The sequence below is a fragment of the Rhodoferax sp. GW821-FHT10B06 genome (assembly GCF_059415605.1).
Genome location: NZ_JBWKNO010000023.1, coordinates 44,806 through 67,712, shown reverse-complemented (window position 1 = coordinate 67,712; position 22,907 = coordinate 44,806). Strand labels below are relative to the sequence as shown.

Annotated in this window: 25 protein-coding genes; 5 read left to right on the top strand and 20 right to left on the bottom strand. The window is 63.2% G+C overall.

Features of this window, described 5'->3' with window-relative positions; all coding sequences use genetic code 11:
* Nucleotides 1–11 precede the first annotated feature (11 nt).
* The 14 genes from AC07O2_RS24210 to AC07O2_RS24145 form a co-directional block, all read right to left on the bottom strand.
* The gene (locus AC07O2_RS24210) at nt 12–752 is read right to left on the bottom strand and encodes a siderophore-interacting protein (RefSeq protein ID WP_495096045.1); all 741 of its coding nucleotides are present in this window, start codon (nt 750–752) and stop codon (nt 12–14) included.
* 26 nt (nt 753–778) lie between these two features.
* A complete protein-coding gene (locus AC07O2_RS24205) occupies nt 779–1,588 on the bottom strand; it encodes a MipA/OmpV family protein (RefSeq protein WP_495096044.1) in 810 nt (269 codons plus the stop codon).
* Between the two features lie 13 nt (nt 1,589–1,601).
* Nucleotides 1,602–2,993 (bottom strand): sensor histidine kinase, encoded by a 1,392-nt coding sequence (locus AC07O2_RS24200; RefSeq protein WP_495096043.1) that lies wholly within the window; start codon nt 2,991–2,993, stop codon nt 1,602–1,604.
* Nucleotides 2,990–3,664 carry a response regulator transcription factor gene (locus AC07O2_RS24195; RefSeq protein ID WP_495096042.1) on the bottom strand — a complete coding sequence of 225 codons (675 nt, stop codon included), beginning with the start codon at nt 3,662–3,664 and terminating at the stop codon, nt 2,990–2,992. The genes AC07O2_RS24200 and AC07O2_RS24195 overlap by 4 nt, the downstream gene beginning before the upstream one ends.
* 202 nt (nt 3,665–3,866) lie before the next feature.
* The gene (locus tag AC07O2_RS24190; protein ID WP_495234711.1) at nt 3,867–4,187 is read right to left on the bottom strand and encodes a thioredoxin family protein; all 321 of its coding nucleotides are present in this window, start codon (nt 4,185–4,187) and stop codon (nt 3,867–3,869) included.
* Nucleotides 4,188–4,280: 93 nt separating this feature from the next.
* Nucleotides 4,281–5,105: a phosphodiesterase gene (locus AC07O2_RS24185; protein WP_495234710.1), complete on the bottom strand. Its 825-nt coding sequence runs from the start codon at nt 5,103–5,105 to the stop codon at nt 4,281–4,283.
* Nucleotides 5,102–6,160 (bottom strand): ABC transporter ATP-binding protein, encoded by a 1,059-nt coding sequence (locus tag AC07O2_RS24180; RefSeq protein WP_495096039.1) that lies wholly within the window; start codon nt 6,158–6,160, stop codon nt 5,102–5,104. The genes AC07O2_RS24185 and AC07O2_RS24180 overlap by 4 nt, the downstream gene beginning before the upstream one ends.
* Nucleotides 6,150–6,947 (bottom strand): ABC transporter permease, encoded by a 798-nt coding sequence (locus AC07O2_RS24175; RefSeq protein WP_495096038.1) that lies wholly within the window; start codon nt 6,945–6,947, stop codon nt 6,150–6,152. Before AC07O2_RS24175 ends, AC07O2_RS24180 begins: the two co-directional genes overlap by 11 nt.
* Nucleotides 6,948–6,951: 4 nt before the next feature.
* Complete coding sequence (locus tag AC07O2_RS24170) at nt 6,952–7,761, bottom strand: ABC transporter permease (protein ID WP_495234709.1); 810 nt, start codon at nt 7,759–7,761, stop codon at nt 6,952–6,954.
* Between the two features lie 21 nt (nt 7,762–7,782).
* Nucleotides 7,783–8,793: an ABC transporter substrate-binding protein gene (locus AC07O2_RS24165; RefSeq protein ID WP_495234708.1), complete on the bottom strand. Its 1,011-nt coding sequence runs from the start codon at nt 8,791–8,793 to the stop codon at nt 7,783–7,785.
* A 38-nt stretch (nt 8,794–8,831) separates the two neighbouring features.
* Nucleotides 8,832–9,827, bottom strand: a complete 996-nt coding sequence (locus AC07O2_RS24160; RefSeq protein ID WP_495234707.1) for a LacI family DNA-binding transcriptional regulator — start codon at nt 9,825–9,827, stop codon at nt 8,832–8,834.
* Nucleotides 9,828–10,032: 205 nt separating this feature from the next.
* Nucleotides 10,033–10,620, bottom strand: coding sequence for an NADPH-dependent F420 reductase (locus AC07O2_RS24155; protein WP_495234706.1), 588 nt, complete (start codon nt 10,618–10,620; stop codon nt 10,033–10,035).
* A 31-nt stretch (nt 10,621–10,651) separates the two neighbouring features.
* The gene (locus AC07O2_RS24150; RefSeq protein WP_495234705.1) at nt 10,652–11,260 is read right to left on the bottom strand and encodes an FMN-dependent NADH-azoreductase; all 609 of its coding nucleotides are present in this window, start codon (nt 11,258–11,260) and stop codon (nt 10,652–10,654) included.
* Between the two features lie 41 nt (nt 11,261–11,301).
* The gene (locus tag AC07O2_RS24145) at nt 11,302–11,877 is read right to left on the bottom strand and encodes a YceI family protein (protein WP_495234704.1); all 576 of its coding nucleotides are present in this window, start codon (nt 11,875–11,877) and stop codon (nt 11,302–11,304) included.
* 157 nt (nt 11,878–12,034) lie between these two features.
* Between AC07O2_RS24145 and AC07O2_RS24140 the strand changes: the two genes are divergently transcribed.
* Complete coding sequence (locus AC07O2_RS24140) at nt 12,035–12,952, top strand: LysR family transcriptional regulator (RefSeq protein WP_495234733.1); 918 nt, start codon at nt 12,035–12,037, stop codon at nt 12,950–12,952.
* A 137-nt stretch (nt 12,953–13,089) separates the two neighbouring features.
* Here AC07O2_RS24140 and lspA read toward each other — a convergent pair whose 3' ends face one another.
* The 3 genes from lspA to AC07O2_RS24125 form a co-directional block, all read right to left on the bottom strand.
* Nucleotides 13,090–13,599, bottom strand: coding sequence for a signal peptidase II (gene lspA, locus AC07O2_RS24135; protein WP_495234703.1), 510 nt, complete (start codon nt 13,597–13,599; stop codon nt 13,090–13,092).
* A complete protein-coding gene (ileS, locus tag AC07O2_RS24130; protein WP_495234702.1) occupies nt 13,599–16,478 on the bottom strand; it encodes an isoleucine--tRNA ligase in 2,880 nt (959 codons plus the stop codon). The genes lspA and ileS overlap by 1 nt, the downstream gene beginning before the upstream one ends.
* A 93-nt stretch (nt 16,479–16,571) precedes the next feature.
* Nucleotides 16,572–17,609, bottom strand: a complete 1,038-nt coding sequence (locus tag AC07O2_RS24125) for a bifunctional riboflavin kinase/FAD synthetase (protein WP_495234701.1) — start codon at nt 17,607–17,609, stop codon at nt 16,572–16,574.
* A 176-nt stretch (nt 17,610–17,785) separates the two neighbouring features.
* Here AC07O2_RS24125 and AC07O2_RS24120 point away from each other — a divergent pair, with 176 nt between their 5' ends.
* Nucleotides 17,786–18,343 carry an HNH endonuclease gene (locus AC07O2_RS24120; RefSeq protein WP_092758048.1) on the top strand — a complete coding sequence of 186 codons (558 nt, stop codon included), beginning with the start codon at nt 17,786–17,788 and terminating at the stop codon, nt 18,341–18,343.
* Here the strand turns inward: AC07O2_RS24120 and AC07O2_RS24115 are convergent.
* Entirely contained in the window at nt 18,340–19,002 is a 663-nt protein-coding gene (locus AC07O2_RS24115; RefSeq protein WP_495234732.1) for a YceH family protein, read from the bottom strand. The genes AC07O2_RS24120 and AC07O2_RS24115 overlap by 4 nt on opposite strands.
* On the opposite strand from AC07O2_RS24115, the gene purN reads away from it, so the two are divergent.
* Nucleotides 19,001–19,594: a phosphoribosylglycinamide formyltransferase gene (purN, locus tag AC07O2_RS24110; RefSeq protein WP_495234700.1), complete on the top strand. Its 594-nt coding sequence runs from the start codon at nt 19,001–19,003 to the stop codon at nt 19,592–19,594. The genes AC07O2_RS24115 and purN overlap by 2 nt on opposite strands.
* A 36-nt stretch (nt 19,595–19,630) precedes the next feature.
* Here the strand turns inward: purN and xopAW are convergent, their stop codons facing one another.
* Complete coding sequence (gene xopAW, locus AC07O2_RS24105) at nt 19,631–20,572, bottom strand: XopAW family type III secretion system calcium-binding effector (protein ID WP_495234699.1); 942 nt, start codon at nt 20,570–20,572, stop codon at nt 19,631–19,633.
* Between the two features lie 220 nt (nt 20,573–20,792).
* On the opposite strand from xopAW, the gene AC07O2_RS24100 reads away from it, so the two are divergent.
* Together AC07O2_RS24100 and AC07O2_RS24095 are read left to right on the top strand one after the other, a co-directional pair.
* A complete protein-coding gene (locus tag AC07O2_RS24100; protein ID WP_490592569.1) occupies nt 20,793–21,533 on the top strand; it encodes a response regulator in 741 nt (246 codons plus the stop codon).
* On the top strand, nt 21,521–22,657 hold the full coding sequence (locus AC07O2_RS24095; protein WP_495234698.1) for an ATP-binding protein: 1,137 nt from the start codon (nt 21,521–21,523) through the stop codon (nt 22,655–22,657). Before AC07O2_RS24100 ends, AC07O2_RS24095 begins: the two co-directional genes overlap by 13 nt.
* A gap of 7 nt (nt 22,658–22,664) precedes the next feature.
* Here the strand turns inward: AC07O2_RS24095 and AC07O2_RS24090 are convergent, their stop codons facing one another.
* Complete coding sequence (locus AC07O2_RS24090) at nt 22,665–22,907, bottom strand: DUF1653 domain-containing protein (RefSeq protein ID WP_495234697.1); 243 nt, start codon at nt 22,905–22,907, stop codon at nt 22,665–22,667.

Below are 22,907 nucleotides of genomic sequence, written 5' to 3'. Positions count from 1 at the left end.
CCCACGGGTATTCAATCCAGACCCAGTTTGCCGACAGCCCAGTAGGCCTTGGTCATATGGGTGGAAAGCATGCGGCGCTGCTTGAGCGCATGGCGCAAGCGCTGTATCGAATTGGCATTGCCGCTGAAAATAAAGTCCTGCGCTTGCGTGGCCTGGGCCAGGCGCACCATCTCTGCTTCCACCTCGGCCAGGTGGCTGTTGTCGGCATTGCGTTGTACCAGCACGGCACTGCGCAGCTGCAGCACATCCAGCACGCGGCGTGCGTCCTGTGCGTTGTCTACTTCGAATACATAGGACACAGGGTGTTGTTCGTTCGCCGCCACGAACGCGCCGGCGGTGGCGAACGAAGTTTCGTCGCCAAAGAACACCGTGTTGTGTTTGCGTGCATGCAGGCTTAGTGCGTTGCGCGGGCCAAACAGCATGCAGCTGTCGCCCACGTTCGCGGACTGGGCCCAGCCCGCGCCGGGTGAGCGATGCGGTGCATCGCCATGCAGATACACCAGCAGCTGTATGTTGCCGCTGGCATAGTTCCAGTTCAACGGCGTGTAGGTACGCGACACAAAGCTGCCCAGTTTCAGTTCCACCTTTTCTCCCGGGCTCCAGTGCACCCTGCGTAGCCCATCACCCTGCAAGGTGATGAGCCGAAACCGGTCGCTCAGCGGTTGAACCTCCTGCACCACGGTGGGCAGGGCGGTGAGTCGTAGCAAGACGCTTTCAATGCGGCCATAGGTGGGGCTCGGGAGGTTTTTCATGCGGGGCGACGGGGGCTTTAGACGTCTTAAAACCGGTAGCTGGCAAACACGCCCACCGTGGTTTGCGTCTTCTTCTCGGTGATCGGACTGTCGGCTGCATCACCGCGCAGGCTGCTGGCGCTTAGCCGGGCGCCCAGGCCCCATTGCTGGGTGAGCTGGTAGTTGGCGCCGATGTTGAAGCTGACCGAGTTGATACCTGATTTGGCGGTATAGGTTGCCAGGCCGGAGCTTGCGCTTTGCGCTGCAGTGACACCAAAAAAGGTCTGCGTGTATTTGCTGTCTGCCCAGGTGATGCTGGGGCCTGCGGTCAGCATCAGCCGCTCCATGGGGCTGTAGCGGGCCTCCAGGTCCAGCGTGGCGCGGGTGCCTTGGTCTTTGCCAGCCAGGTCGGTGACCATATTGCCGCCCACCTTCCACCAGCTGTCGCTGTAGCTGGCGAAGACCGAGCCCAGTGCCGTGGCGCTGATGTCGCCCATGCCATGCAGCCGGGCCGAGTCCGACTCCTTGCGCGGTTTTTCCAGGTTGCCGCCCAGGCCCACGCCCACACGCAAATGCTCGCTTTGCACCAGGAAGGCACCCACGCCCGCCGGCACACCCGCGCCGGGCAGGCCACCGATGAAATAGCGGCCTCGGTTGGCACTGAACATGGGCAGGGCCGAGGTCTTGGTTTCGCTGCTGCCGGGGTATTTGGGCTGGCTCACAACACCCAGGCCGGCGGTGAAGTTCCAGCTATCGTTGGACTCCTGGGCCCAGGCGTTGGCGCCCAGAACGCTGCTGGCGCCGGCCAAGGCTATGGCGCTCCAGCGCAGGCGGCGGGCGGAGAAAGATGTGAGCATGTTGAATGTGCTTTCAGTGGTGAAGAGAGTTAAGGGAGTCGGGTATATCCAGGCGGAACAGGGCGCCTGAAGGGGTATCAACAACGTGCAGCCGCCAGCCATGGGCCAGGGCAATTTCCTGGCAGATGGACAAGCCCAGCCCGGCGCCTTGCGGGGCGGCATTCTGCTGGCGTGGGCCGCGCCAGAAACGCTCAAACAAGTGGGCTTGGTGCTCTTTGGCAATGCCCGGGCCTTCGTCACGCACACTCAGGCCCGAGGTGTCGATGGTGAGCATCACTACGCCGCCAATGGGGGAGTGTTGCACCGCGTTTTCCAGCAGGTTTTTCAGCAGGGTAAACAGGGCTGATTTGTCGCCCTGCCATAGCAGGGTTTGTGTTGGCAGCTGCAAGTCCAGCTGTACGCTATGGCGGTCGGCCAGGCGCGACAGAAATACCAGCACTTCCTCGGCCACGCTCGCGGGGGCCATGGGGGCGAACTTGTAGTTGTGGGCCTCGCTGGCTTCGGCCAGGTGCAGCAGTTGGTGCACCTGGCGGGCCATTACGTCGATGTCCATCAGCAGGGTGTCGCGGTCGGCCATGCCGTCCAGCTCGATCTGGCCACGCATCAGGGTCAGCGGTGTCTTCAGTTCGTGCGCCGCTGCACCCAGAAATTGCTGCTGCACACGAAAGCCCTGTTCCAGCCGCTCCAGCGCCTGGTTGAAGGCGAGGATGAGCGGCACCAGTTCGGTCGGCACATGGTCTATGGGCAAGCGCGCTGAAAGATTGCGCGCATCGATGTGCGCCGCTGCCTCGGAGGTGTCGCGCAACGGGCGCAGCAGGCTTTTCAGCGCCAGCAGCATCAGGCCGATTAGCACTGGAACGGTGATCAGCAGCGTCAATACCAGGCTGCCGCCCACCGGCCTGCGGGCCGCCAGCTGGGCCACGGCCAGAATGCGTTCGCTGGCGGCGGCCTGCAGGTAGAAGGCCTGGCCGGCCGGCGTGTCCTCCACCTGCACCGTGGCCAGTTGCACGGCTGCATCCTTGATGCGCAGATCGGTGGCGCCTACCTTGGGAACAGGCTGGTAGTCCATGGGCAGCAACTGCTCGCGGGGATGCACGCGCAGCACCGAGCGGCCCTGTGCATCAACCACCCGGAACTCGATGTCGCCGGGAAAGGCGTCGTAGAACCAGAGCAGCTCCTGCGGCTGCACGATGCGGCTGGGGGTGCCATCGGCATTGCGCTCCAGATTATTGGCAGTCTTGGTGGCAATGTCTTGCAGCATACGGTGCCGCGCAGTCCAGCTGTCCTGCCAGACAAACACGGCCATGAACAGACTGCCGAGCACCGTGACGACGATCAGCACGCCCACGGCATAGGCGGCCAGCAGGCGGCCGCGCAGGCTGCGGAACCACTTATGCTGGGTCATGCTTCGACCAGCGCATAACCGTGACCACGGATATTGCTGATGCGCACCACCGAGCCAATCGCCAGCAGCTTGCGGCGCAGCCGGTGCAGGGCCACGTCCAGCGCATTCGGGGTGACGGCATCGGTCAGGCCCCAGGCCGCCAGTTCCAGTGCATTGCGCCGCACCGTCTGGCCGCCAGCGCGCAGCAGCACCAGCATGATCTGCATTTCGGCGGGTGCCAGGGTAATGACCTCGTGGCTACAGACCAGCATGCCGCCGTCGGGCCGCAGCTCGATGTCGGCGAAGCTGTCTACGGTGTTCAGCCGTTGCGCTGGGCGGCGTGTCAAGGCACGCACCCGGGCCACCAGTTCTTCTATGGCAAAGGGCTTGGTCAAATAGTCGTCGGCCCCCGACTCCAGGCCATCCACCCGGTCGTGCAAGGCGTCGCGGGCGGTCAGCATCAGGCAGGGGATGGACAGGCGGGCCTGGCGCAGGCGGCGCACCAGGTCGATGCCATCGCCATCGGGCAGGCCACGGTCTATAACTACCGCTTCGTAATCGCCCTCGCGCAGCGCTGCCCAGGCGGCATCGATGCGGCCGAAGGTGTCCACCGGAATGCCCACCTGGGCCAGCGCCTTGCCGACCAGCTGGGCCAGGCGTTCGTGGTCTTCTACGAGTGCGATGCGACCCATGGTGTCAGGCCGGAGCGCGGCGGAGGGAATGGACGGAACTGTGCATGCCGGCCATTGTGCGCACACCTCTCTTACTGCCGACTTTCCGGGCGAAAGTTTGTGTAAACCAGCGCCGTCAGATGGCCGGTGTTGCAAGCCATTTAGGCCTCTGGCGCTTATAAAACCTGTGGTTGGTGCTATTTATTCAATAGCATTTTATTTTCTACTGGCTTTTCAAGGTTTGCAGCGCTTGGGCAATCGGCTCGGCCGCCATGGGGCGCACCAGCCGCTGCACCTCCTGGCCGTCCTGCAGAAAAACCAGCGTGGGCCAGAGCTTGACGCCAAAGGATCGCCCCAACGGCCGGCCACGCCCATCGGCGACCTTTAGGTGCCGCACGCCAGGTCGTGCCGCCAGCGCCTGCTCTATGGCCGGGCGGGCGGAGCTGCAGATGCCGCAGTAGTCGTCGCCAAACTCCAGCACCAGCGCGCCGGGCGTGGCATCCACCTCGGCGCGGGTTGGTTCGGCGGCATATGCATGGGCCATGGGCGTGCTCCTGGGGTTTATAAGGAAATAATGGCTGCAGCGCAGATATTACCTGCGCAAGCAGCTGCTAATTTCGTAGCAAACGGGGCGGCTTCAGTCTATCAATTGGCCCCCATCGTGGAACGGGTACGGCCCCGCAAAGCTGCCGCTGGCCGCCAGGTGGCTGACCAGTGTGCCGCCGTTGCCCAGTGCATGCAGGGCGAAGCCGGGCGGCTCCAGCGTCCAGGCCGAGGCCGCGTCGGGCGCCAGATCCAGGCACACCTGGTGGGCTGGCGACGGCACGGTCATGGCGATGCTGCCGCCAAAGCGCACCTGGATGCTGCGGTGCAGATGGCCGCAGATGATGCGTTCCACATTCGGGTGTTGCGCCACCAGCGCTTCCAGCGCGGCCGCGCCTTGCAGCAGGCCGATGTCGTCCATATGGCCGATCAGCGTGGCAAACGGCGGGTGGTGCATGGCGATGACGACAGGGCGGTCGCGCTGCTGGTCCAGCGTGTCGGCCAACCACTGCAGGCGCTCGGTGCACAGGCTGCCATGGCTGGCGCCGGGTACCACGGTATCGAGCGCGACCAGCTGCAAACCGCCCACCGCCACGCTGAACTGCACAAAGCCGCTGTGGCCCAAGTAAGCGTGGTCGGCAAAGCTGGCGCGCAGCTGTTCGCGGTCATCGTGGTTACCGGGCATCAGATACACCGGCATGCTCAGCGGTGCCAGCAGGCTGCGCAGGTGCGCGTACTCGGCGGCGCGGCCGAAGTCGGTCAGGTCGCCGGTGATGACGACCGCATCGGGCTGCTGCGGCAGGCGCAGGATGCTGTCCACCGCTTGCTGCAGGTACGGCGCGGTGTCGAGCCGGCCATAGGCCAGGCGGTCGGGTTCGCGGATGTGCAGGTCGGAGAGTTGTAGCAGCAGAGTCGTCATGTGGCTTCCTCGCAGGACATCAGGCGTTCGGGGGCGATGTGTATGCCCACGGTGTCACCCACCTTGGCCGGATGGTCGCGCGGCACTTCGGCGTGTAGCGGAGCCTGGTCGGCCAGCGCCAGCGTGAGCTGCAAGCGGTCGCCCAAGAAGCTGCGGTGCTGCACCACGGCCTGTCCGGCGCCGGAATGGACCGGGCCGATCTGGATGTCTTCCGGGCGCACCAGCAGTGCCGTCTGGCCGGCGCGGGCCGGTGGGCATTCGAGCAGCATGCCGCCCAGCGGTAGCAGGTTACGCAGCAGGGCCGGGTTGTCACGCTTCAGCGTATTTACCCGGCCCAGGAACGCTGCCACAAACGGATGCCCAGGGCGGCGGTACAGGGTTTCGCCGTCGCCCACCTGCACGATGCGGCCGGCCTGCATCACCGCCAGGCGGTCGGCAATGGCCAGTGCTTCTTGCTGGTCGTGGGTCACGTGGATGGCGGTGATGTGCAGGCGGCGCAGCAGCTCGGCCAGCTCATCGCGCAGCGATTCTTTCAGCTTGGCATCCAACGCGGTCAGCGGCTCGTCCAGCAGCAGCACACGCGGGCGCACTGCTACGGCGCGGGCCAGGGCCACGCGCTGGCGCTGGCCGCCGGAGAGCTCGGCCGGGCGCTTGTTTTCCAGGCCGTTCAGGCGCACCAGGTCAATGAGTTCACCGACGGTTTTGCGCTGTTCATCGGCCGGTACGCCGCGGATGCGCAGGCCGTAGCCGATGTTGGCCGCCACCGACATTTGCGGAAACAGCGCGTAGTGCTGGAACACCATGCCGATGCCGCGCCGCTCGATCGCCAGCGCCGTCACGTCCTCTCCGCCGAACAGAATGCGGCTGCCGGCATCCGGCGTTTCCAGTCCGGCGATCAGGCGCAGCAAGGTGGTTTTTCCGCAGCCGGATGGGCCCAGCAAGGCCAGTACCTCACCGGGTTCTATGGCTAGCGTAGTGGGTTGCAGACCGCGTGTGCCGTCGGCATAAGTCTTGGCGCAGTCGATCACATCGACGCGCGTGCGTTCAAAGTTCATGGTGTTTCTCAATAAAGTGTCCCAGCCATTGCAAGCCCCACAGCACCGGCAGGATGACCAGCAAAAAGACCAGGGTGTAGGCCGAGCCGATCTCGATGCGCATCGATGCATAGCTGTCCGCCAGGCCGACCGGCAGGGTGCGTGTCAGCGGCGTGTGCAGCATCCAGGTCAGGTTGAATTCACCCACCGACAGGGTGAAGACCATCAGGCTGCCGGCGACGATGGCGGGCAGCACGGCGGGCACCAGCACACCCATGAAGCGCTGGGCAAAGCTGGCGCCCAGCGAGCGCGCGGCTTCCTCCAGCGCCAGCAGTTCATGCCGGCGAAATGCCGCGCCCACGGTGCGCACCATGAACGGCAGGGTGAACACCAGGTGCCCGACCAGGATGAAGGCAAAGCTCTGGCGGAAGCCGCTGAGCTGCCCATAGGCCAGGATCAGCGCCAGCGCGGTGGCCAGGCCGGGCACGGCCACCGGCAGGGTCAGCAGTTCTTCGAACAGCCGTGCCCAGCGGGATCTGCTGCGCGCCAGCGCATAGGCGCAAGGCACGCCCAGCAGCAGGCTGCCGACCACGCTGAGCAAGGCCAGCAGCAGCGACGCGGCCACCGTGCCGCCGTACACGTCCAGCACCTCGCTGATCCAGCGCAGGGTCAGGCCGCTGGCCAGGCCGGTGCTGTAGTTGTTGACCAGGCCGGCCAGCACCGACAAGGCGATGGGCGCGATCATGAAGACACTGACCAGCGCGGTCAGCGCCGGCAGCAAGAAGGGGAGTTGGCGGGATTGAGTCATGGTTTTATGCCCCCGCAGCCGCCGGGCCGGCCGCATGGCGCGCCAGGAACAGGCTCAACCAGGTGATGGTGCCCAGCGTGATCGACAGGCTGGCGGCCAACGCGAAGTTGGCGTAGTTGGTGAACTCGTTATAGAGCGTGATGGGCAGCACTTCAAACTTACTGGCCAAGGTGAAGGCCGTGCCAAAGGCGCCCATGGACGTAGCAAAAACGATAGCACCACACGCAAGCGTGGTCTGCGCCAGCTCGGGAATCCATACATCTCTGGCAACGCGCCAGCGGGACGCGCCCAGCGAACGCGCGGCCTCTTCCAGCTGCGCATCCATGGCGCTGGCGGCAGCGGTGTAGGTGGCGATGGCGCGCGGCAGCGAGAAGTACAGATAGCCCAGGAATAAACCCGTCAACCCGTAGGCAAACGTCGTGCGGCCCAGGCCCAGCCATTCGGTCAGATCGGCCACCAGGCCCTGCCGACCACCGAGCAGGATGATGAAGAAGCCGATGATCACGCCGGGAAACGACAGCGGCAATGTCAGCAGCGACAGCAGCAGCGGCTTGGCCCTAAAGCGCTGCCGCGCCAGCGTGATGCCGACCAGGCCGCCGAGCAGCAGCGTGGCCAGGGTGACGGCCAGCGACAGGCCCAGCGTATTCAGCAGGCTGCGCAGATAGCGGCTGTCAGTCAGCACCGCGAAATAGGTGGCCCAGCCTTTGTCGGCCGGCAGCGCGAACAGGCGCACCACCGGTAGCAGCCAGAAGGCAGCAAAAAAGGCCACGGCCGGTGTCGCGCAGGCGCCCAGCAGGCGGGAGGGGGAAGTCATGCGAAGCGCCTCTATGCCAGCTTATTGAACGTCTTTGAGGTAGCGGTCCGAGAAGGCCTTTTGCACCGCCGCCATCTTGGCGTAGTCCACGGTCTTGGCGCGGGCGTACTCGCTGGCGGGCAGGAAGCGGGCTTGGATTTCTTTCGGCATGGCCGTGGCGCGCACCGGGCGCAGATAGGCGTTGGCCCAGATGGCCTGGCCTTCATCGGACAGCACAAAGTCCAGTACCTTGTGGGCGTTGTCGGCGTGCGGTGCGTTGGCTACCTGGCTCATCACATAGGGCACAACGAGCGTGCCTTCGGTGGGGATGACGAACTGCACGTTCGCCTTGTCCTTGTACTTGGCGCGGTAGGCGTTGAAGTCGTAGTCCAGCAGGATGGCGATTTCACCCGACAGCACGCGGGCATAGGCAGTCTGCTTGGGCACGATGGGCTCGTTCTTTTGCAGCGCTTTGAAGTAGTCGATGCCGGGGCCGAAGTTGTCCAGCGTGCCGCCGCGCGCCTGGTTCACTGCTACGGCACCGACATAGCCGACGAAGGCCGAGGCGGGGTCCAGGTAGCCGATGAGGCCTTTGTAGTCGGGTTTGAGCAGGTCGGCCCAGGACTGCGGGACCGGCTTGCCCTTGAGTGCATCCACATTCACCATGAAGCCCATGGTGCCGGAATGGATGCTGAACCAGTGGCCTTGCGGGTCTTTTAGACCGTCGGGGATATCGGCCCAGCCGGCGGGTTTGTAGGCGGCGACCACGCCTTCTTTTTGTGCCTGGATGGCGAAGGTGACGCCCAGGTAGGTCACGTCGGCCACCGGGCTGGCTTTCTCGGCCACCATCTGCGCCAGCGACTGGCCGGAGTTCTTGTTGTCGGGCGGCACGGTCACGCCGGTCTTGGCCTTGATGGCCTTGATCTGGCTGGCCCAGTCGGCCCATTCGGGCGGGCAGTTGTAGCAGATGGCATTCTGGGCGAAGGCGCTGGCACCGGCCAGGCCGAGTGCCAGTAGCGCGGCGCGCGCCAGGGTTTGGAAGGGTTTACGCATAAAAACTCCGTTGAGAAAGTTGCTGGGAAGGGAGAGATTCAGGAAAGCGGTGCGCAGGATTCGCCGGTGCGAAAACCATGGGCCAGCAGCACGCTGGCGGCGGGCGACACCGCTGCGCCGGCCGCCATGGCGGCCACCAGCAGCTGCACGCCGTGGCGGCCGATGTCGGCATTGGGTTGGGTGATGGTGCTGAGCATCGGCGTCAGGTCTTCGCCCAGCGCAATACCATCGAAGCCGGTGACGCTGATGTCCTGTGGCACGCGCAGGCCGGCCAGGTGCGCGGCGCGGATGCTGCGGATGGCCAGCAGGTCGTTCGAGCACACCAGCGCGCTGGGTCGGGGGCTGCGCTGCAGCAGCGCGCGGATGTCTTGCACCGCGGTTTCGACAAACGGCACCTCCAGCCACTGCGTCCCGTCCAGACCCAGCGCTTGCATGCCGGCGCTAAAGCCGCGCTGGCGTTGCTGGGCCCGGTCGGACGCCGCCAACTGGCCGCTGATCAGCGTGATGCGGCGGTGGCCGAGGGCGGCCAGCCGCGCTACCAGCTCGCGCACGGCCCGTTCGCTGTCCACTGATACGCAGGGGTGATCAGGGTGCTGGTTGTAGGCGAGCACATAGGGCAGATTAGCCGCGCGCAGCCGGGCCAGCGCGGTGGATGTGGCGGGGTTGGACACCACCAGCAACATGCCGTCCACATTGCCGGCCAGCAGCTGCTGTACGGCTAGTTCTTCGCTTTCCAGCCGGTAGTCGGTGGTGATGGGCAGGATGGCGTAGCCGGCGCTACTGGCGGCTTGGGCGATGCCGTCCAGGCACTCGGCGAACACCGGGTTCAGCAGCGTGGGCAGGACCACGCCAATCACCCGGCTGCGCTGGGTGCGCAGGCTGCGGGCGCTGGCATTGGGTAAATAGGCCAGGGTTTGCGCCATTTGCAGCACATGGGCGCGCGTCACGGCATTCACCGTGTCGGGGCGGTTGAAAACCCGCGATACGGTGGCCATGGATACGCCGGCTTGCTCTGCTACTTTTCGGATGCTCACGTTGTTGCCCTGATTGAAAACGTTTTCATTGGACAAGCTATGCGTGACACCGTGATGACAGGCGCACCAGCAGGTGGTGCGCCGCATGGCTGGGATATCAACCCACGCCATGGCGGGCCTGGCCAGGCAAAGGTAAGTTGAACGCGATAGTTCGGTGACCTACCAGTTCCTAGGCCCAGACCGATCCCAGGCTGCTGTTGGCGACTTAGCCGAACTTGACTAGGTTCTGCAGAACCAAGGGCCCCCCCTTTTCCAGGAGCCGGCCGCCTTCATTGAGCTTGCCGAGCATGATGGGCGCAAATCCCAGGTCTGCCACCAGTTGCACGACGGCAGCGGTGGCAGTCCCATCGTTGCCCGCGACGAACATCGTGCGGCGCCCGCCTTTATCGGCCGGGTCTGCTGCCAGCAGCTTTGCCGGCAGCTGGTTGAGGGTCTTGACCACGTTGGCGCCCGGAAATGCGGCTGCCACCACATCGCTGGAGGCTTTGTCGGCAAGCACATCTGGCGGCACGCCATAGGTGTTCATGGCGTCCACAACCGTTTTGCCGGCCCAGTTTGAGGCGGCTGCAGCAACGGCCGTGTGGGCCATGAAAGGTACTGCCAAGATGATGGTGTCAGCCTGAAGTGCGTTTTGCAGAGACATGGCAGTTACTTTGCCGTCCAGCTCGTTTGCCAGCGCAGCGAGAGATTCGGGTCCACGGGTGTTGGCGATGCCAACGGGGATGGCATTGCGGGCGAATTGGCGGGCCAGGGCGGTGCCGACGTTGCCCGAACCAATGATGGAATAGCGCATATGGATGTCCTTCAACTTTCTTGGTTTGCCTTTAGGCCGTGATGTCCGCGATGTCTTTCAGCGCGCGGGTGACCGCGGCTTCTTTGGCCTCAGGGCCAAACGCAATGCCTTCTGCACGAACGACCGTCACGTCAGTCACGCCCAGGAAGGCCAGCAGGCCAATGAGGTAGCTCTCTTGGTGCTCCAAGGCTGCGGCCGGGCTGCCAGCCGAATAGACACCACCGCGTGCGGAAGCGATGAAGGCCTTCTTGTTCTTCAGTAATCCTTCAGGACCAGTCGCCGTGTACTGGAAGGTCTTGCCGGCCACTGCAATTCGGTCAATCCAGGCCTTGAGCGATGTCGGGATGGACAGGTTGTACATGGGTGCACCGATGACGATGACGTCCGCCTTGAACAGTTCGTCCATATAGGCGTTGCCTTTGAGCAGGTCTGCCGTGATGGTGGCGTCTTCGATGACGGCGCCCTGGAAGGCGGCCATGTGCGCGCCGGACAGGTGCAAGGCAGGGTCGGCTGCAAGGTCTCGGGAGACAACGGTGATGTCCGGCTGCAAGGCTTGGTAGCGCGCGACGATGCCGGCGGAGAGTTGGCGGCTCACGGAAGCGGTGCCGAGGACGCTGGAATCAAGGTGGAGGATGTTCATGGTGTTCTCTGAAATAGATAGGTGGATGGATTGGGGATGGATTACTGCTTGACGGCTTCGACCTGGACTGCCAGCTTCACACTGTCAGGAATGCCCATGTTGATGCCCCAGCCCATACCCCATTGGCTGCGTTGGATGGTGGTTTCGAAGTCACCGCCGCAAACCTCGCGCTTGAGCATGGGGTTGGTGTAGCAGTTGAAGTTGCTGGCCTTGAGCACGACCGGGTTGGTCTTGCCGAGCATCGTCAGTTGCCCGGCGACTTCGCTGACCTTGTCGCCAGAGAAGCTGAAGCCGTTGGCGACAAATTTCGCATCCGGAAAACTGGCGGAGTTGAAGAAGTTGTCACTCTGCAGGTGCTTGTCGAAGGCCGCCGTGCCGGTGTTGATGGAGGCAGTTTCAAGGGTCAACTCGACCTTGCCCGTTTTGGCCGCCTTGTCCAGCACGATGCTGCCCTCCTTCTTGTCGAAGCGACCGCGGTTGGTCGAGGTGCCAAAGTGGGCGACTTCGAACGTCACGAAGGTGTGGGTTGGGTCGATGCTGTAAGTTGCAATGTCTGCATGGGCCGTGCTGACCAGGGTGGTGGCGGCCAAAGCGGTGGCGATGAGGGTAGTACGCATGGAAATTCTCCATAAAAAATACGGTTGGGGCGAGGGTTAGGGAAGTAGCTGATTTGCGAGGCTTCCATGGAAACGAATGATGCGGGGCCAACTGCATTCTGAAAAGACGGTATATTGAGATGTGAACCATCTGTTTTTGGGATGGAAGGGGTTGTTGATGCTGGATGGCGTGTCGTTGGACCAACTCAGGACCTTCATTGCTGCGGTGGACGAAGGCAGCTTTTCCGCGGCCGCGAGGAAGCTCAACCGCGTCCAATCTGCGGTGAGCGGCTGGGTCAGCGGGCTGGAGGAACAGATCGGTGTGCTCCTGTTCGACCGCTCCGGTCGATTTCCGAAACTGACCCCGGAAGGCGTTCTGTTGTTGGCTGATGCCCGCAGCATCGTTTCAGGGGTGAATACGCTGAAGGCCAGGGCTAAATTGATGGCCGCAGGGCTTGAGGCCGAGCTGTCCGTGGTTGTTGATGTTTTCTTCCCGACCTATGTCATCAGTGCAACCGTGAAGGCATTTGCAGAACAGTTTCCTTTCACGTCTCTGCGGCTTTTTGTAGAGGGTTTGGGGGCTGGCTACCAACCCGTTTTGGACGGTCGTTGCAGTCTGGGTATCCTGGGGGCGCTGCCTGTTGCGTTTCCATCGTTGGTTAGCGAGCGCCTTGGCGAGATACCGTTGGTCGTAGTGGCCTCCGCAAGCCATCCTCTTGCGCGATTTGACGGCCGGATTCCCCGGCAAGAGCTGGCCAAGCATGTCCAGCTGGTGCTTACAGACCGGTCTGAACTGATGGCTGGCCGAGACTATGGAGTGATGTCACCGTCCACCTGGAGGTTGGCAGACCTGTCAACCAAGTACGCATTTCTGAAGGACTGCGTCGGATGGGGCAGCATGCCGCTCCACTTGGTGGAGCAAGACATAGACCTTGGTACGCTGGTCGTTCTAGAGGTGGACGACATGCCCCGTACAGGTTACCCATTGGCAATGTCCGCTATCCATTCAGCAGCGTCGCCCCCTGGACCCGCAGGACGGTGGTTCATTGACCATTTGAAGGGCTGGTCCGCCGGGCGGACGCTACCGGATCGCTAATGACTCGCAGACTCGCGGGCGACAACGCAGTAAGCCTAGAAGCAGCCCCGGTCGCCTCGAAGGGCCTTTGGAAGAATTCTGTGGAATGAAAAAGCCCGCATCAGCGGGCTTCGGGGTGTGGGCGCTCGTGCGAAAGCTTATTTACTGCGTTTGACCCGCAGCAGTTCGTCCAGAATCAAGCAGATCGCGCCCAAGGTGATGGCTGCATCCGCCAGATTGAAGGCGGCGAAATGCATGTTGCGCCAATAGAAATCCAGAAAGTCCACCACGTAGCCGTGCAGCACGCGGTCGATCACGTTGCCGATGGCGCCGCCCAGCACGCAGGCCATGGCAAAGCAAAACAGCTTTTGCCCCGCGTGCTTGCGTAGCATCCAGACGATGAACAGTGCTGCTGCCACGCCGATGCCGGTGAAGAACCAGCGCTGCCAGCCGCCCGCGTCGTGCAGAAACGAGAACGCCGCGCCGGTGTTGTGGGCCCGCACGATGTTGAAGAAGCTGGTCACGGGCGTGCTGTCACCGAGCTGGTAGTAGCCGGTGATCAGCACCTTGGTGAACTGGTCCAGGATCAGGACGATCAGTGCCAGGCCCAGCCAGGGCAGCACGCTGGCGCTGGATTTGCCGAAAGTGGTTTTGCCTTTACCCGCCATTACGCCACCTTGCGGACTTCGCCCGCGCCATACAGATTGCTGCTGCAACGGCCGCAGATCGTGGGGTGGGCGGCATCGCTGCCCACATCCGGTGTGTAGTGCCAGCAGCGCTCGCACTTGGTGTCAGAACTGGCTGTGACGCTGATAGCGAAAGCGTCACCAGCTACCAAAGTGATAGCAGAGGTAATGAATACAAACTTCAGGTCCGCACCCAGGCTGGACAGCAGGGCGTAGTCGGCGGCGGCCACGGTCAGGTGCACATTGGCTTGTAGCGAGGCGCCGACCTTGCCGTCGGCGCGCAGCACTTCGATGTCCTTGTTCACCGCGTCGCGGATCTCGCGGATGCGGCTCCACTTGGCTTGCAGCTCGGCATTCGGCGCGGCCAGCTCGGCATAGGTTTCCAGGAAGATGGAGTCGCTGCTGCCAAAGATCTTCCAGGCTTCCTCCGACGTGAAGCTGAGGAACGGCGCCATCCAGCGCAGCATGGCGTGGGTGATCTGCGCCAGCGCGGTTTGGGCGCTGCGGCGGGCCAGCGATTTGGGCGCGGTGGTGTAGAGCCGGTCTTTCAGCACGTCCAGGTAGAACGAGCCCAGGTCTTCCGAGCAATACACCTGCAGCTTGGCGACCGCGGGGTGGAACTCATACACCTCGTAATGCGCCAGGATGTCGGCCTGCAGCTGGGCCGCGCGGCTGAGTGCGTAGCGGTCGATTTCCAGCAACTGGTCGAACGGCACGGCGTCGGTGGCCGGGTCGAAGTCGCTGACGTTGGCCATCAGGAACTTCAGCGTATTGCGGATGCGGCGGTAGGTATCGACCACGCGGGCCAGGATTTTCGCGTCGATGGCCAGGTCGCCCGAATAGTCGGTCGACGCGCACCACAGGCGGATGATCTCCGCGCCCATTTTGTCGCTGACCTCTTGCGGCGCCACCACATTGCCTTCGCTCTTGCTCATCTTGCGGCCGCGGCCGTCCACGGTGAAGCCATGCGTCAGCAGGCCCTTGTAGGGCGCGTGGTCGTACATCGCGCACGAAGTGAGCAGCGAGCTGTGGAACCAGCCGCGGTGCTGGTCGTGGCCTTCGAGGTATAGGTCGGCCGGCCACTGCGACTGGGCTGCGTGGCTGGCGCGCAGCACGTGTTCGTGCGTGGTGCCGGAGTCGAACCACACGTCCAGGATGTCGTTCACCTTGGTGTAGTGCTCCGCATCGGCGCCGATGATGGATTCGGCCGTGGCCTTGCTCCAGGCTTCCACGCCGCCGGCCTGCACCATGGCTGCTGCCTGGTCCATGATCTCCATGGTGCGCGGGTGCAGCTCGCCGGTGGCGGTGTGGATGAAGAAGGGCAGGGGCACGCCCCAGTTGCGCTGGCGGCTGATGCACCAGTCGGGCCGGCCGGCGATCATGTCGCGCAGCCGGGTCTTGCCGTTCTCGGGGTAGAAGCTGGTTTCCTCAATGGCGTTCAACGCCAGCTTGCGCAGGGTTTGCGGCGCCTTGTCCTTGGTGAACACGCCCACGCCTTCGTCCATGCGGATGAACCACTGGGCTGCGGCGCGGTAGATCACCGGCGTCTTGTGGCGCCAGCAGTGCGGGTAGCTGTGGCTGATGGTCTCGGTGGCGAACAGGCGGTCGTGTTCGCGCAGCTTTTCGATGACCAGCGGTGCAGCTTTCCAGATGTTTAGGCCGCCGAACAGCGGCAAGTCATCTACATAGCGGCCGTTGCCTTGCACCGGGTTCAGGATGTCGTCGGTCTTGATGCCGTTGGCCACGCAGGAGTTGAAATCCTCTACGCCGTAGGCGGGCGAGGAATGGACGATACCGGTGCCGTCGTCGGCAGTGGCATAGTCGGCCAGGAAGACGGGGCTCAGGCGCTGGTAGCCCGGGTCTACATCGTAGAACGGGTGTTGGAACTTCAGACCTGACAGGTTCTTGCCCAACGTGGTAGCCAAGACAGTCGGCATTTGACCCTCGGGCGGAGTTGGCCCTGGAACAATGTCGCCCGCTCCAGTCAAACCAAAGCGCACCATGCATTTATCGACCAGATCAGCCGCTAGCACCAGCAAGCCGCGCTCGGTATCGACTAACGCGTACTCTAGCTCAGGGTTTAAGTTGAGTGCCTGGTTGGCGGGGATGGTCCAGGCGGTCGTGGTCCAGATGACGGCGAAGGCGTCTTTGGTCAAGCTTGGTAGTCCAAATGCTGCGGCCAGCTTGTCCGGCTCCGCGCTCTTGAAACCCACGTCCAGCGTCTGTGACTTCTTGTCGGCGTATTCGATCTCGAACTCGGCCAGCGACGAGCCGCAGTCGAAGCACCAGTACACGGGTTTGAGTCCGCGGTAGACAAAGCCGCGTTCCATGATGCGTTTCAGTGCGCGGATTTCGTTGGCCTCGTTGCCGAAATCCATCGTGCGGTACGGGTTGTCCCATTCGCCCAGCACGCCCAAGCGCTTGAAGTCAGCCATCTGGCCGGCGATCTGCTCGGTGGCAAAGGCACGGCTCTTGGCCTGCACTTCGTCACGCGGCAGATTGCGGCCGTGCAGTTTTTCGATGGCGTTCTCGATCGGCAGGCCGTGGCAGTCCCAGCCCGGCACGTAGGTGGCGTCCATGCCTTTGAGCTGGCGTGCCTTGACGATCATGTCCTTCAGGATCTTGTTGACGGCGTGGCCGATGTGGATGTTGCCGTTGGCATAGGGCGGGCCGTCGTGCAGCACGAACTTGGGCGCACCCAGGCGGGCATCGCGCAAGCGTTTGTACAGGCCTTTGTCTTCCCATTCCTGGACCCAGCCGGGTTCGCGCTTGGGCAGGTCGCCGCGCATGGGGAACGGGGTGTCGGGCAGGTTCAGGGTGCTGCGGTAGTCGGGAGCGGTGGAGGCTTCGGATTGGGTCATGGGATTTTCGAATGGCACGTTGGGGAGGCAGCCGGCAAACAAAGAGGCGGGCTGCAAGATCGGCAGGCTGTCTGCTGACAGCAACTCGATCGTCTAAATTCGGTCGCGCGTTGTCTGGCGGCTGGTTTCTGCGTGCAAGGTCTTGAAATACGCGCGTGCCTCGTCGCAGTCCTTGGCGATGCCGATTTGAAGGGCGTCCAGACTGTCGTATTTCAGTTCGTCATGCAGTTTGTGCAGCAGTTCCACGCGGATGATTTTACCGTAGGCCCCCTCGGGGCCCAGCGCGGCGGGCCAGTCCAGGCAATGGGTTTCCAGCAGCACCCGGCCGCCGTTGATGTCGTTCGGGTCCAGCGAAGGGCGTATGCCCAGGTTGGCCACGCCGACCAAAGGCTTGGCATCCAGACCGTGCACCAACACCGCGAAGATGCCGCTGGCGGCGGGTTTCCAGTGCGAAAAGCGTAGATTCAGGGTGCGAAAGCCGTCGTTGCGACCGGCGGCGGACTCGCCTAGCTGCCTGCCCAGCTTGCGCCCGTGCACTACGTGGCCGCTGATGCTGTAGGGGCGACCCAGCAGGCGGCTGACGTCGGCCATGCGGCCGGCTTGCAGCGCGGTGCGCACGGCGGAGCTGGACACGCGGGTGCCGTGCACCTCGTAGCTGTTCATGCGCGCCACGTCAAAGCCCTTGGCAACGCCGGCGGCATCCAGCATGGCGTAGTCGCCGGCGCGCTTGGCGCCGAAGCAGAAGTCGTCGCCCACCAGTACATAGCGCACGCCCATGCCGTGCACCAGCACCTCGTCGATGAAGGCCTGCGGGGTTTGGGCTGCAAAAGCCGCGTCAAACGGCAGCACGACCGCCTGGTCCACGCCGCAGCGGTGCAGCTCGGTGAGTTTGTCGCGCAGGGTGGCGATGCGGGCCGGTGCCAGGTCGGGCTGGCCTGTGGCCTTGGCGAAGTAGTCGCGCGGGTGCGGCTCGAAGGTCATGACGCAGCTGGGTACGCCACGGTGCCTGGCTTCGTTGATCAGCAGCGCCAACATGGCCTGGTGACCGCGGTGCACGCCGTCGAAATTACCGATGGTGAGCGCGCAGTGGGGGGCTATGCCCGGATGGTGGAAGCCACGAAAAACCAGCATGGATCGTTATCTTTTTGATAGCGTATTGCGCCCGTGTAATAAGCGCTGTCAGCTCAATGTTCATAGAAACAATGTATATTGTGACGCAGCAGACAGATGCAAGGCGTTCACCAGCGGGTTGGCGCCCTGCCTAGCATTTCCGGTAAGTGGTCTTTTATCGATCCAGGAGGCGTGTTGTGAAGGTCTTGAAGCTCTCAGCCCAAGGGTTGCCCCAGTCATGGATTTCGCTGGAGCAAGCCGTCGTCCATTACGCAGCCGAAGAGGTGCGTTGGGAGATGGGCGCGCAGGTGGCGGTGTTCCATGGCGGGCACAACGCCATCACGGGCGAGCAGTCGATCATCACCGTCAACAGCATCATCGGCACCCGTGGCGTGCCGAATATCAACCCCTTCGACCTGCGCCCCAGCCTGACTAACGCCAAGCTGTTCATTCGCGACCGCAATGTCTGCGCCTACTGCGGCAACCGCTTCCACGAGGAAGTGCTGACCCGCGAACACATCAAGCCCCTGGGCCAGAAGGGCGCCGACACCTGGATGAACGTGGTCACCGCCTGCCGCGCCTGTAACCACCGCAAGAGCAACCGCACGCCCGAGCAGGCCCACATGCCGCTGCTGTACACGCCCTACGTGCCCAGCCTGTGGGAAGACTTCATCCTGCGCAACCGCCGCATCCTGGCCGACCAGATGGAGTTCCTGATGGCGCACGTGCCCAAGTCGTCAAGGCTGCTGATTTAGCCGATCCCCAGCTCAGCGCACAGCTTCTGCACCGTGGCCCGTAACTGGGCCACTTCTTCTTCCAGGGTTTCAATCCGGGCTTCCAGCCGGCTGGTGTTGCCGCCGCCTGCGGGGGCTGCGGTTGCGTTGATGTCCACCGGCCCGCACAGTAGATGCGCCCAGCGCTGCTCGCGCTCACCCGGTGCGCGCGCGAGTTTGACCACCAGCGGGCCGCCTTTTTCTTCGCTGCGCTCCAGCATTTCGTCCAGAAAACCCTCGACCGAGGAAATATCGACAAATTTGTACCAGCGCTCGGTGTTCAGCCGCAGCTCGCCAGCGGTCTGCGGGCCGCGCAGCATCAGCAGACCCAGGATGACGGCAGATTGCTCGGGCACGCCGATGCCGCGCTGGAAGTTGTGCTCGAAGCGCGTCACCCGACTACCGCTGGATTCGCGCACCAGGGCCAGGTCTTTCAACGTGCCCAGGGCCTCGGCGATCTCGGCCTCGCTGAGCGTCATGATCGGGTCACGGCTGGTTTTCTGGTTGCAACCGGCCAGCAGGGTGCTGAGCGACATGGGGTAGCTGTCGGGCACGGTGCGGGCTTTTTCCATCAGCGTGGCAAGTACGCGGGCTTCGTTGGGCGAGAGGGTGGTGGTCACAGGGATAATTCCGGTCAGTATGAAGAATATTGTTATTTTGATCTCAGGCGGTGGCTCCAATATGGCGGCCATCGTGCGCACGGCCCAACGCGACGACTGGGCCAAGCGCCTGGGAGCCCAGGTAGTGGCGGTGGTAAGCAACAAAGCCATGGCGGCGGGGCTTGACTTTGCGCGTGCCCAGGGCCTGGCTGCCGAGGTGGTGGAGCACAAGGCCTTTGCCGAGGCACCCGACCCGCGCGCCGCGTTTGACGCCCAGTTGATGCAGGTGATAGACCGCCACCAGCCGGCACTGGTGGTGCTGGCCGGCTTTATGCGCATCCTGACGCCGGGTTTTGTGGCGCACTATGCGGGCCGGCTGGTGAACATCCATCCGTCTTTGCTGCCGGCCTTCACCGGGCTGAACACCTACCAGCGTGCACTGGATGCGGGTTGCCGATTTGCCGGTGCCACCGTACACCAGGTGACGGCCGAGTTGGACCACGGGCCCATTCTTGGCCAGGCGGTGGTGCCCATCTTGCCAGGTGACACGGCCCAACTGCTGGCTGCCCGCGTGCTCACCCAGGAGCACCTGCTGTATCCGCGCGTGGTGGCGGATTTGCTGCGAAATATGTAGCTACCAGCGCAGGTATTACCTGCGCTGGAGCCGTATTTATGCCGTAAGGCTGACGGTGCTACCCGTGCTGCTGCTGGCGGAACCCGCAGCGATCTGGGTGTATTGCTTGAGCACTTGCTGGGCCAGTTGGTTCAGGTCAATGCTGTCTGTGCTGCTGGAGGACTTTTGCAAGGTGTCCACGGCGGCGGCCACCTGTTGGACGAAGGTGTCGGCTTCTGTGTTGCTGAGCTTGCCGTCCTTGTCGGTGTCAATTGCCTTGAGCAGGGCCTGCACGGTATCGGCCGTGCCGTTGGCCTGGCCCGCGGCGGCCTCGGCGGCGGACACGATGCCGTCCTTGTTGGTGTCCAGCGGGTCGTAGGTGGTACTGTCGCTGCTGCTGGAGGTGGGCGGCGGGCCGGGCGGCGGGCCGCCCGCGCCATGGGGGCCGCCTGCGCCCGAAGGACGTCCGGCGTCGAATTCGCTCTGGGTCAGCTTGCCGTCGCCATCTGTATCCAGGCTGGCAAATTTGTCGCTGCTGCTATCGGTGGCGTTTGCGTCTCCGCTGGCCGACATCTTGTCCATCAGTGCGGTGAATTCGCTGGAGCTGAGGCTGCCGTCGCCATTGCTGTCCACCTTGGAGAACAGATCGTCGCCGGCCTGGCCGGTAGCGCCGGTACTGCTGTCGCTACGGCTTTGCGCGAAGTCCATGGTGGACGGGAGCTGCACGATGCTGGTGATTCCGTTGTGCAGTTCGGTGCCGTCCAGGCTGCCGTCGCCATTGGTGTCCAGCTTGGTCATCAGTTCGGCGGCGGTATTGCTGTTGGCCACACCGGTCTTCTTGGTGACCTGCTCCATCAGGGTCTTCAGCTCGTCGGTGTCTATGCCACCGCTTTTGTCTGAATCGACCAGGCTGAAGAGTTTGTCTTTGGGGGCGCCGCGTGTCGCCCCGGTTGAGGCCCACGCGTTGCTGCTGTTACTGACACTGCTGATGCTGGACATCGTTGTTTCCTTTAGGCGGATGAGGGTGGGATGTCACCCCAGCAAGTGGTTTGGGCGACTACTGTATTTTTTACGCCACGTGTAAAGCTTGTTTGTCAACCGTGTATCCAAGTTGGTACAAAAGCTTGTTTAAGAGGCGGAAAAGAAAGGTAAAGACCTGCCTGTTTGTGTCTTTAAGGGGGGGTACTCTCCCTACACTTTTCGGCGAAATGGACGAAATATGAACCCCTCACGCCAAATATTGGTCGTGGACGACGATGCCGGCATTACCAATCTGCTACAGGAATACCTGACGGGTTTTGAGTTTTGCGCGCATACCGCCCACGACGGGCCCAGCATGCGCCAGCAACTGGCTGCACAGCCTATTGATCTGGTGGTGATGGACATGATGCTGCCCGGTGTGGACGGCTTGGCGTTGACGCGCGAGCTGCGCCAGCGTTCGCGCATTCCCATCATCATGCTGACGGCATGCACCAACTCCTACGACCGGGTGCTTGGTCTGGAAATGGGGGCCGACGACTACATGAGCAAGCCCTTCGAGCCGCGAGAGCTGGTGGCGCGCATCAAGACCGTGTTGCGCCGGGCCGCCACCGTGCACGACCGTATCCTGCAAGAAGTGGGCGGAGACGTGGTGTACTTCGATGGCTGGGCACTGCAACGCCATGAGCGTCGCTTGACTTCGCCGTCTGGTCTGGTGGTGCCGCTATCGAACGCGGAGTTTCGCCTGCTGCTGGCCTTCCTGGGCATGCCTCGCAGGCTGCTCAGCCGCGAGCAGCTGATGGAGCAGGCGCGTGGCCGGGCCATGGATGCGTACGAGCGCAGCATTGATTTGCTGGTGTCGCGGCTGCGGCAGAAATTGAGCGAGTCTCCCGACGCACCATCGCTGATCAAAACCGTGCGTGGCGCGGGTTATATGTTTACCGTGCAGTCTGTGCAGGGTCAACCTTCGTGGACGTCCTGAGGCGCCTGATTTCGCGACTGTTGCCGTCCACCCTGTTTGGGCGTTTGGCTGTGTTGGTGTCGGTAGGTGTCTTGGCAGGGCATGTGCTTGCTTTGGCCATGATGTTCCACATGCGCCCGCCCATGCGGGACCCGCGCGCGGCACCGCTGTTGCCGAATCCTGTGCTGCGTCCGGGTGCCAAACCACTCATCGAGTTTGGCCAGCCCGCATCTGCGCCACCACAGTCTGGTCCTCCGGAGGATATGGCGCCGCCTGCTTCTGCGCTGTGGCTGGACATCAGCGTACGCTTGGCTGCGCTGGTGGTGGCGGCATGGATCGGGGCCCGTTGGTTATCGGCCCCGGTGCGGCGACTGGCCAGCGCCGCCAAGGCTCTGGGCCAGGATCTGGACCATCCGCCTTTACCGGAAGATGGGCCCCGGGAATGCCGTGATGCCAGCCGCTTGTTCAACCAGATGCAGTCGCAGATCCGCCAGCAACTGGTGGATAGCGACCGCTTTGTTGCCGCCGTATCGCATGATTTGCGTACGCCCTTGACGCGTTTGCGCCTGCGGGCCGAGGGGCTGGGCGACTCGACCCAGAAGAACGCTTTTCGCAACGACATCGTCCAGATGGACGAGATGATTACCGCCACGTTGGACTATCTGTGTGGTGCCGCTCAAGAGGAACCCTGGGTGCATCTGGACGTGGCCGCCTTGGTTGAAAGCCTGGTGGATGACCAGCAGGACTGCGGCTTTCGCGTGGATTTTGGCGGTACGGCTGCGCCGTTGCGGGCGCAAGCATCGGCTTTGCGCCGCTGCCTGAACAATCTGGTGGACAACGCGGTGCGTTACGGCGGTGCTGCGCATATCCAGATGGTGGACAGCCCGGAGCAGCTCTCCATCGAGGTACACGACCCCGGGCCGGGTCTGCCGGAGTCTGAGCTGATCCAGGTGTTGGCTCCGTTTTACCGCTTCCAGCAGATTTCCGGGCGCAATACCGCCGGCGTAGGCCTAGGCTTGTCGATTTCGCTGGACATTGCGCGCCGCCACCAGGGTAGTCTGACGCTGCGCAACGGCGACACCGCTGGGTTGGTCGCCACGCTGCAGCTGCCGCGCCTGGCTGTTCAGCAGGTCTTAAGGCCTTGAATACGTTCTAAGCGTCCTGCAGGCGGGTGAAACGCGGCTGGCGCACGCCGTCTATCACCACCTCTTCGGCGAACATGTCCGCCGGACGTACCCATAGGCCGTGTTCGCCGTAGAGCGCGCGGTACAGCGTCATGGGTTCCAGGGTTTCACTGTGGCGCACGGTGTCGATGACTTCGTACAGCATGCCTTTGTAATGGCGGTAGCGGCCCGGCGGGGTGGGGGGCAGTGGAGGCAAATCGGCGTCAGACAT